This is a genomic window from Streptomyces sp. NPDC058812 (assembly GCF_042744565.1).
Lineage (GTDB): Bacteria > Actinomycetota > Actinomycetes > Streptomycetales > Streptomycetaceae > Streptomyces > Streptomyces thinghirensis.
Map to the genome: position 1 here is coordinate 1 of NZ_JBHYOB010000044.1, position 9,288 is coordinate 9,288.

Annotated in this window: 10 protein-coding genes; 5 read left to right on the forward strand and 5 right to left on the reverse strand. The window is 71.7% G+C overall.

Translation table 11 applies throughout. The features are described 5' to 3' along the window. A partial coding sequence (locus ACFW48_RS38095; protein WP_386323187.1) for a methylmalonyl-CoA mutase family protein occupies positions 1-143 on the reverse strand: 143 nt, incomplete at its 3' end. Between the two features lie 195 nt (positions 144-338). Here ACFW48_RS38095 and ACFW48_RS38100 point away from each other — a divergent pair. Beyond that, entirely contained in the window at positions 339-1,172 is an 834-nt protein-coding gene (locus ACFW48_RS38100) for a 2-oxo acid dehydrogenase subunit E2 (RefSeq protein ID WP_386323174.1), read from the forward strand. Between the two features lie 13 nt (positions 1,173-1,185). Here the strand turns inward: ACFW48_RS38100 and ACFW48_RS38105 are convergent, their stop codons facing one another. Together ACFW48_RS38105 and ACFW48_RS38110 are read right to left on the reverse strand one after the other, a co-directional pair. Further along, complete coding sequence (locus ACFW48_RS38105; RefSeq protein WP_386323175.1) at positions 1,186-1,959, reverse strand: thioesterase II family protein; 774 nt, start codon at positions 1,957-1,959, stop codon at positions 1,186-1,188. 56 nt (positions 1,960-2,015) lie between these two features. Further along, complete coding sequence (locus ACFW48_RS38110; RefSeq protein WP_386323176.1) at positions 2,016-2,645, reverse strand: thioesterase II family protein; 630 nt, start codon at positions 2,643-2,645, stop codon at positions 2,016-2,018. Positions 2,646-2,792: 147 nt separating this feature from the next. On the opposite strand from ACFW48_RS38110, the gene ACFW48_RS38115 reads away from it, so the two are divergent. Beyond that, entirely contained in the window at positions 2,793-3,017 is a 225-nt protein-coding gene (locus ACFW48_RS38115; protein ID WP_386323178.1) for a DUF6059 family protein, read from the forward strand. A 59-nt stretch (positions 3,018-3,076) separates the two neighbouring features. Here ACFW48_RS38115 and ACFW48_RS38120 read toward each other — a convergent pair whose 3' ends face one another. After that, entirely contained in the window at positions 3,077-3,748 is a 672-nt protein-coding gene (locus ACFW48_RS38120; RefSeq protein WP_386323180.1) for a TetR/AcrR family transcriptional regulator, read from the reverse strand. 227 nt (positions 3,749-3,975) lie between these two features. On the opposite strand from ACFW48_RS38120, the gene ACFW48_RS38125 reads away from it, so the two are divergent. From ACFW48_RS38125 to ACFW48_RS38135, 3 genes are all read left to right on the forward strand, one after another. Further along, on the forward strand, positions 3,976-5,577 hold the full coding sequence (locus ACFW48_RS38125) for an MFS transporter (RefSeq protein ID WP_386323189.1): 1,602 nt from the start codon (positions 3,976-3,978) through the stop codon (positions 5,575-5,577). A 293-nt stretch (positions 5,578-5,870) separates the two neighbouring features. After that, positions 5,871-6,803, forward strand: a complete 933-nt coding sequence (locus tag ACFW48_RS38130) for a DMT family transporter (protein WP_386323181.1) — start codon at positions 5,871-5,873, stop codon at positions 6,801-6,803. 52 nt (positions 6,804-6,855) lie between these two features. After that, positions 6,856-8,322 carry an FAD-dependent monooxygenase gene (locus ACFW48_RS38135; protein WP_386323183.1) on the forward strand — a complete coding sequence of 489 codons (1,467 nt, stop codon included), beginning with the start codon at positions 6,856-6,858 and terminating at the stop codon, positions 8,320-8,322. A 103-nt stretch (positions 8,323-8,425) separates the two neighbouring features. Here ACFW48_RS38135 and ACFW48_RS38140 read toward each other — a convergent pair. Beyond that, the coding region (locus tag ACFW48_RS38140; RefSeq protein WP_386323185.1) for a phosphopantetheine-binding protein at positions 8,426-9,288 on the reverse strand (863 nt) is incomplete at its 5' end.

Here is a 9,288-nt window from a genome sequence, read left to right on the forward strand (position 1 = left end):
TACATGGACGGGTACACGCCCCGGGTGAAGGGGTACTTCCCGGGCTCGCCCAGCTTCTCGGCCGGGTCCCAGCCCGCCTGGGCGTCGGGCCCGTACACCGGCTCGATGGGCAGTCCTGACTCGGACCTGCCGCCTTCGTTCATGGGCTCCCCTCTCATGCGGCCGAGCGTGGTGGACGCGACTAAAGCTGTCCTTTGCGCGGCCCAAAACGGCAGGAGCGCGAGGGCCGTGGGCCGGTCGCCGTCCGCCGCGTCCGACGGCGGCCAAGAACGGCTTAAGAAGGGTCGGAGACCCTTCCCCGGACGGTTGAACTGATCTCTGTACGAGAGGAGAGGACCGTGGCCGACACCGTGGTCGAGAGGTCCGACACCGGGTCCGGAGCGTCCGGGGGGAAGGGGACGGCGGTAGTGCCCGTGGCGGCTCAGCGCCGCCACACGCTGCACTTCCTGCGGGAGATCCGTTCCTTCTCGCCCGTCTTCCTCGACACCGAGGTGGACATGACGCAGGTCGTACGCCATCGCGCCGCCGCACGGGAATCGGGACAGTCGTACTCGATCCTCGGCTATGTGCTGCACGTGTCGTCGAGGGTGCTTGCGGCGCACCCCGAGGCGAACGCCGCCATCAGGGGCCGGCTGCGGCCGACGATCGCCCGGTACGGCGCGGCCAACGCCAAGGTCACGCTCGACAAGACGATGGGGGGCCGACGCGTCGTGCTGTCCGCGGTCCTGCCGGGCCTGGACAGCCTGGAGCTGCTCGACATCCAGAAGAAGCTGGAGCACCTCAAGGACGTGGACTGCGACCGGGCACCGGAGTTCGAGGGGGTGCGCATGCTGCACCGGCTGCCCGGCCCGGTGGGCCGGGCGCTGTTCCGGCGGACGGTCCGGCCGCTGGCGACCAGGGACCGTTTCATGGGCACCTACGCCGTCACCTCCCTGGGCCACCGGCCCGTGGACGGCTTCCACTCGGTGGGCGGCACCACGATCACGCTCGGTGTGGGACGCGCGACCGACCGCCCGGTCGCCCGGGACGGCCGGGTGGAGGTCGCGAAGGTGATGAGGCTCAGCCTGGCCTTCGACCACCGGGTGATCGACGGTGCCGAGGCCGCCGACGTGCTGACCGGCATCAAGGAGGGGCTGGAGGAGTTCGGCGGCGGTCCCGGCACCGGGGAGTGAGCGAGCGGCGCGCTCAGACCGCCCGGGCGACGGCGAGCGAGTCGGTGACGGTGGCGGCGACCTCGCGGAGATGGTCGTTGAGGTAGAAGTGGCCGCCCCGGAAAGTCCGCAGGCGGAAGCCGCCACGGGCGTGGTCCGCCCAGGCGGCGGCTTCCTCCGCGGAGACCCGCTCGTCGCTGTCTCCCGTGAGGACGGTCATGGGGCAGGAGACCGTGTCGCCCGGCCGGCCACGGTGGGTCTCGATGGCGCGGTAGTCGCTGCGCAGCATCGGCAGGACCATGTCGAGAATCTCCGGCTCGCGCAGCACACGGGGGTCGGTGCCGCTCAGGGTGGCCAGCTCGTCGATGATCCCCGCGTCGTCGAGGGTGTGGACGCGCTCGGGACGGAAGCGGGAGGGCGCCCGGCGGCCGGACAGGAACAGCGCGGCGGGCGGCGTGCCGAGGCGCTCCTCCATCCGCACGGCGACCTCGAACGCGAGGGTGGCGCCCATGCTGTGGCCGAACAGGGCCGGCGGGCGGTCCGCCCAGGGCTCCAGCACCTCGAAGAGCGCGTCGGCGAGCTCGGGGATGCTGTCGATGCAGGGCTCGTGACGGCGGTCCTGCCGTCCCGGGTACTGCACCGCGTAGGCGCTGACGTGGGGGGTGACGGCGGCCGACAACGGGTGGTAGAAGCTGGCGCTGCCGCCCGCGTGCGGCAGGCAGATCAGGCGCGGGCCGTCGTCGGGGCCTTCGTGGAACCGGCGGATCCAGGCCTCCGTGTTCCGTGCGTTGCGTACGGCTGAGTTCATGCGGACACGGTCGCAACCGCGTCTAAAATCCCGCCAAACGGCTCCGCCGGGCCGCGTCAGCCGAGCATGAGCAGGTAGTCCGACAGGGCGTTGACGAGTTCGGCCGGACGGTGCGCGAAGTAGTCCTTGCCGCCGTGCAGCAGGTGCAGGTCGAACCGCTGCTTGCCGTGGTGTGCCCAGTCCACCGCCTCGTCGTGGCGGAGCCGGGGGTCGGCGTCGCCGTGGAGGACGCCGATGGGGCAGTTGATCGTGGTCTCCTCGGCGCGTGGCCGGCCGCACGGGGCCGGCTGCGAGGAGACCAGCAGGGCCGCGAGCCGTGCGCCGCGGATGCCGTCGATCAGGAAGGCCAGTTCGAGCCTGCGCGCCACCTCCAGGGCGACGACCGCGCCCGGCCCCTGCCCGAACAGGACCGTGGGGCGGTCGAGCCGCACCGCCAGCTCCGCCGCGATGAGGTCGCACAGCGCGGGGGACGGCTCCGCGTCCCTCGCCGAGGGCGCGGCACAGGACGGCGCGGCACTGGACGGCGCGTGAAGCACGGTCAGGACCTCGGTGGACGGCGCGAGTGCCTGGGCCGCGGTTCGGTGGATGACGGTGAGCCGACCGTCCGGCGGGAAGCACACCAGCTGGAATCTGTGCCGGGTCATCGCGGTGAGACGGTGCACCGACACGGACCGCTCGTCGAACATGATCTCCTCCGTCGGTGATTCCCGGCGATCCACGCGATCCCGGCGGGGCCGCTCGGACGTTCAGCACGGCTTAAGCGCCGACCGGCACGGTGCTGCCTGCGAGAGCACTGCCGCGACAACGCCGCCGTGAGCGAGGAGCGTGAGGTAATGGCGCCTGAGAGGCGATCGCCGGGTGTCCGCTGCCTCCGGGCGATCTGGGAGGCCCTGGTCGGCTACGGCAGCTTCTGGGTCTGGATCCCGCCGCTGCCGGAGGCGGAGCGGCCGCCGGACCTCGCCGGACCCGCCCCGTACCACCCCGAGCGGCTCTGTCCCGAGCTGCCGTTGACCGCGGTCGAGCGTCGGCTGCTGGAGCAACTGAGGGGACGCGGGTGAGAGCCGAGGGGCCGTCGGCCTGGCGGAGCACGCTGCCGCGGTGCCGCCGGACGGCGCGCTCAGCCGCCGTGCCCCTGGCCGGCCCCAGGGGACCAGGGCCCTTCCAGGGTCGGCAGCAGAAGGTCGAAGTGCTCCTCGATGGTCTTGGCGACGGCGTCGAGGTCGGCGTCCTCGTCGAGTCCCCAGCAGCGGCTGGCCACCCGGGTCACCGCGGTGAAAATGGCCACCACCAGCTTGGGGCGGGGGTCGGAGTCGTAGTCGAGGTTCTCCCTGCGGGCGATCTCCCGGCCGAGGCGCTCCTCGAACGCCATGGTGCGCTGGGCGTGCGCGGCGCTGAGGCCGGGCGCGGTCTCGACGATGCGCAGGATCCGGGCGAGGGCGGTGACCCCGCTGATCCGCTCGGTCTGCTCCCTGACTCCGGCCCAAGTCTCCCGCACCGAGCGGCGCAGCGCCTCCAACGGCGGTTCCGAGGAGGGGCGTTCGGAGAGAAGTTCGAGCACGCGCTCGTCGATCTCGGTGACGGGGGCGAGGGCGACGTCCTCCTTGCCGTTGAAGTATCGGAAGAACGTGCGCTGCGAGACGTTGACGGCGGCGACGATCTCGTCGACCGTGGTGCGCTCGTAGCCCTGCTCCGTGAACAGGCCGATCGCCGAGCGGATCAGCGCGTCGCGGGTGAGCTGCTTCTTCCGTGCCCGCAGTCCGGGTTCTCCCGCGTCAACTTCCAGTTTCACCTGTCGCCAGCTCCTCAACTTCGCCGATGGTTCGGAACGTCGCCTGAACCCCCGTAGTCAGGACGCTTGTCGCGGCGCCACCTCGTGATGGCCGCCCCCACCATCATGCCAGAAATTCCTGGCAACGACTGTCTACTAGCAGAGATTGACGTTTGTCAGCGACTGCCATATCTTCTCAGGCAGTTGCCCCCGCTGTCTGTCACGACATGACACGAATCGGAGCCGTCATGGCCCAGACCTCCTCCTTACACAAGACCGCCGAGACGGAGCCCGGCCCGCAGCGGAAGGGCTTGCGCGGTCACCCCTGGCTCACGCTGTTCACCGTCGGCATCGGCGCCATGATGGTGACCCTGGACGGCACGATCGTCGCCGTCGCCAACCCCGCCATTCAGCAGGACCTCGGTGCCACACTGGAGCAGATCCAGTGGATCACCAACGGCTATCTGCTCGCGCTCGGCGTCTCGCTGATCACCGCGGGCAAGCTCGGTGACCGCTTCGGCCACCGGCAGACGTTCCTCGTCGGAGTCGCCGGATTCGCCGCCACCTCGGCCGCCATCGGACTGTCCGGCAGCCCCGGCCTGGTCATCGCCTTCCGCGTTCTCCAGGGCATGTGCGGCTCCCTGCTCCAGCCGGCCGCACTCGGCCTGCTGCGCGCCACCTTCCCGGCGAAGAAGCTCAACATGGCCATCGGCATCTGGGGAGCGGTGATCGGCGCCTCCATCGCCGCCGGCCCCATCGTCGGCGGTCTGCTCGTCGAGCACGTCAACTGGGAGTCGGTCTTCTTCCTCAACATCCCCGTCGGCGTCGTGGCCTTCGCGCTCGGCATGATCGTCCTGCGCAAGCCGCCCGCCGAGAAGGTGGCCTCGGGCGGGATGTTCGACTTCCCCGGCGTCATCCTGCTCTCCGGGTCGATGTTCTGTCTCATCTTCAGCCTGATCAAGGCCGAGGCGTGGGGCTGGGGCGGTGCCAAGACCCTCGGACTGCTCGCCGCGTCCCTGGTCCTCGCGCTCCTCTTCGTCCTGCGGGAGTCCAAGGCCCGCGACCCGCTCATCCCGCTCGCGCTGTTCCGCTCCGTCTCCCTGTCCGCCGCGACCGTCGTGACGGTCCTGATGGCCTTCGCCTTCATGGGCGGCCTGTTCTTCATCACCTTCTACCTGCAGAACGTGCACGGCATGAGCCCGGTCGAGAGCGGTGTCCACCTGCTGCCCGTCACCGCGATGATGATCGTCGGCTCGCCGCTCGGCGGCGCGCTCATGGCGAAGTACGGACCCAAGATCCCGCTGGCCGGCGGCATGGCCCTGTCCGGCGCCGCGATCCTCGGCCTCGGCTCGCTCGACACCGACGCCAGCACCCTCTCGATGTCCCTGTGGTTCGTGCTCCTCGGCCTCGGACTCGCCCCCGTCATCGTCGCCAGCACCGACGTCATCGTCAGCAACGCCCCCGAGGAGCACGCCGGTATCGCCGGTGGACTCCAGCAGGCGGCCATGCAGGTCGGCGGCAGCCTCGGCACCGCGGTCCTGGGCGCCGTGATGGCCTCCCGCGTCGGCGACAGCCTCCCCGACAAGTGGTCGGCGGCGGGCCTGCCGCAGGTCGAGGGAGAACAGCAGGAGGCCATGAAGGACGCCGTCTCCATCGGTCTGGCACCGGTGCCCGAGGGCACCCCCCGGAACATCGCCGACACCATCACCGACATCGCCCACGACTGCTTCATCAGCGGCATGGGCCTCGCCTTCACCATCTCCGCCGTCATCGCCGGGTGCGGCGCGCTGCTCGCCCTGCTCACCAGGCGCGGCTCCAGCGCCACGGGCGAGACCGCCGTACACGTCTGACGCGGGACACGCCACCGGTCCGGCCCACTGTCCGGACCGCACCGCGGACGCCCGGGGACCTCGTGCCCCGGGACCTGGACCGCTCGCCCAGCGGAGGCGGGCGTCCGGTTTCGCGCCGGCTCGTGGGGACGGGACGGCGCGAAGAACGGGCTCGGCGACCGGTACATCCCCCGGCCGGTCGCCGGGCTCCGCTCGTTCCGCATCCCTCCGCCGCCGGGGTCGCCCGGCCACGAAAGCATCCGGCGATCCGGCGCACCCGGCGAGACGGAGCGCACCAGCCCAGTGGGGGAGGCATGAACACCACCGCAGCAACCGTCGTCCTGTCGGTCCTCTCCGCCGCCTGCTACGCGGTCGGCGCCGTCCTTCAGGAGCGTCTCGCCGCCCGTACGACGGCCACCGCGAGCGGTCACCTCGGCCGCGGTCGGGGGCCCTCCCGCCACGAACACGGTCTCCTCCGCGACGGACGCGCTCTCCTCCGCCGAGGCCAGGGCCTGACGGCACTCGGACTCAACCTCGTCGGCGGCCTCCTCCACGTGGCGGCCCTCTGCTACGGCCCGCTCAGCCTCGTCCAACCGCTCGGCGCCCTCTCCGTCGTCCTGGCCGTGCCCATGGGCGCCGCCCTCGCCCGGCGCCGGGTCGCATGCCGCGAATGGCGGGGAGTCGCCCTGGCCCTCGCCGGACTGGCCGCCCTGCTCCCGGCCACCGCGTCCCAACACCCCACGGCCGAACACCTCCTCGACCTGCCCCGGACCTGCCTGCTGGCCGGCGCCTGCGCGGCGGCGATCGCCCTGCTCGCCCGCGACCCCGCGCACAGCCTCCGCACCGCAGTCGCCGCCGGTGTCGCCTTCGCCGGTGGCTCGGCGCTCATCCAGAACCTCTCCGTCGCCGTCCTCCACGACGGCCCCGACGTCCTCCTCGACCCGGCCACCGCGCTGTCCGCCGCCCTCGTCCCGCCGCTGGCCCTGGCCGGAGTCCTCCTCTCCCAGGTCGCCTACCGCGGCGGCCTCGGCGCACCCCTCGTCCTCATCACGCTCGCCAACCCCGTGCTCTCCTGCCTCATCGGCCTGACCCTCCTCGGCGAGCGTCTCGGCGGCGGCACCCCGGGCACCGTGGGGGCCCTGGCCGGAGCCGTCCTCGCCGCCCGCGGCGTCGCACTGCTGTGCGGCCGCACCACCGGCCGGGACGACCGCCCAGGCCCTGACTCCGTGGCCTTTCCAGGCCTTTAGAACCGCTCCCTAGCCTGTGGCCGATCCGACCCACCGACCCTCGGGAGCCTCAGTGCCCAGTGAACAAGACATCGTGGACGTCGCCGTCGTCGGAGCCGGTCCCGTCGGCCTCTGGCTGGCAAGGGAACTCACCGTCGGCGGCGCGAGTGTCCGGGTCCTGGAGCGGGACACCGAACGCAGCCCCTACATCAGGGCGTTCGGCCTCCAGGCCCGCAGCCTGGAGATCCTCGACATGCGGGGCCTGCTCGGCCGGGTCGCCGGTGAACGCTCCCGCAAGCTCCCCGTGGCGAACGTGGCCGGCCTGCTGCCCTGGCTCCAACTCGCCGGACTCGACACGACGCACCCCTACGGCCTGTCCGTGCGCCAGAACGTCGTGGAAGAGGTCATCGAGGAGGCCCTCGGTGACCTCGGCGTCACCGTCGAACGAGGAAACGCCGTGGTGGGACTCACCACCCACCCCGACCGCGTACGCCTGAAACTGGAGAACGGCGAGAGCGTCTTCGCCCGCTACGTCGTCGGCTGCGACGGCGCCCACAGCGCGGTGCGCAAGCTCGCCGACATCGACTTCCCCGGCAGCAGCACCACCGCCACCTACATCCTGGCCGACGTCACACTCGCCGAACCCCCGTCCTGGATGGGGCAGTTGGGCATACGGCACTTTCCGGCGCCGGACGGCAGCAGGCTCGGCTGGTTCATGGGCGGCATCGTCCCGGACACCGGTCGGCACCGCATCATGGTCTGCGACCGGGAGTCCAGCCGGGTCACCAAGGAGGAACCCGTCTCCTTCGAGGAGCTTCGCGAGGTCCTCCTCCGCCTCACCGGCACCGACTGCGGCGCCCACTCGCCGACCTGGCTCTCCCGCGTCGGCAACCCCGCCCGTGTCGCCGCCCGGTACCGCACCGGTCGGGTCCTGCTCGCCGGGGACGCCGCGCACGTCCACTCCCCGTTCGGCGGCCAGGGACTCAACACGGGCCTCCAGGACGCCACCAACCTCGGCTGGAAGCTCGCCGCGGTGGTACGCGGCGACGCCGGTGAGGAGATCCTGGAGACGTACCACGACGAACGCCATCCCGTCGGAGAGGCCGTCATCGCCAATACCCTGGCGCAGACCACGATGGTCTTCGACTTCACCCCCGGCGGTCAGCACCTGCGCGACCTCTTCTCCCGTCTTCTGGAGTTCCCGCAGGTCAACCAGTACCTGGCCGGACAGATCACGGCGCTCGACTACGCCTACCCGCCTCCCTCCGGCACCGACGCCCACTCGCTCGTCGGCACCCGCGTCCCCGACCTGGCCCTGAAGCTGGACGGGGGCGCCACGAGCCGCCTGTTCGACCACCTGAAGGACGCCGCCCACGTGCTGCTCGTCCGCACGGAGGCGGAGGCCGTGTCCTCCGTGCCGGCCGCGACTCCGGGAGCCGTGCATGTCGTGCACGGCTGGCCGGTCGAGGAGCGCGAGGGCTGGGAGGACATCCGGTCCGTGCTGATCCGTCCCGACGGACACGTGGCAGGGGTCGGCTGACCCCGTTCCACCGCCCGCGGGGCACGAATCGACGGAGGCCGTCGAAACACCCGGCGGCCTCCGTGTGTGCGGGCGGTCCCTTCGGACCCGTCGCTCCCGTCGCTCAGAGACCGAGCTCGTTGTCGATGAACTCGAAGATCTCGTCGTCCGAGGCTTCGCCGATACCCGCGATCGGGGCATCGCCGCGGTCGGTCAGCCCCAGCAACAGCGACTGGAGCCGTGCCGCCAGCTCCTCGCGGGTGGTGTCGTCCGGCTTCGAGGAGAGCAGGGCCGCCTCCAGCGAGGCGACGCCGTCGAGCAGTGACCGCGGCGAACCACTCCCGGTCTCCTCGCCGAGGGCGAGTTCTTCGAGCACGAACGACGCGATGCCCTGCGCGGTCGGATGGTCGAAGACGAGAGTCGTCGGCAGCCGCAGACCGGCGGCCCGCCCGAGCCGGTTGCGCAACTCCACGGCCGTCAGCGAGTCGAACCCGAGATCCATCAGCCCGCGATGCGGGACGACCGCCTCGACGCCGTCGAGCCCGAGAATCGACGCCGCCTGCTCCCGTACGAAGTCCAGCAGCACCGGAAGCCGTTCCTCGGCCGGAACCGCGGCGAGCCGCTGCGGCAGCGGCGCTGACACCTCCTCGGAGGAGTCCGCGGCAGTCGCCGCCGACCGCAGCCGGGGGCGCACCTTCACCAGACCCTGGAGCAGCGGCGACACCGCGTCGCCCGACTCCAGACGGGCCCGCACCTGGTTCGTGCTGATCGACGCCGGCACCAGGACGGGTTCCCCGGTGGCGATGGCCTGGTCGAAGAGGGCGAGCCCCTCCTCCTCGGACATCGGCAGCACACCGTTGCGCGCCAGTACGAGGGCGTCGGTCGCGCTCATGTGCTGGGTCATGTCGCTGGTGGTGTGCCAGAGGCCCCAGGCGAGGCTGGTGGCGGGTTGGTGGTGGGTGTGGCGGTGGGTGGCGAGGGCGTCGA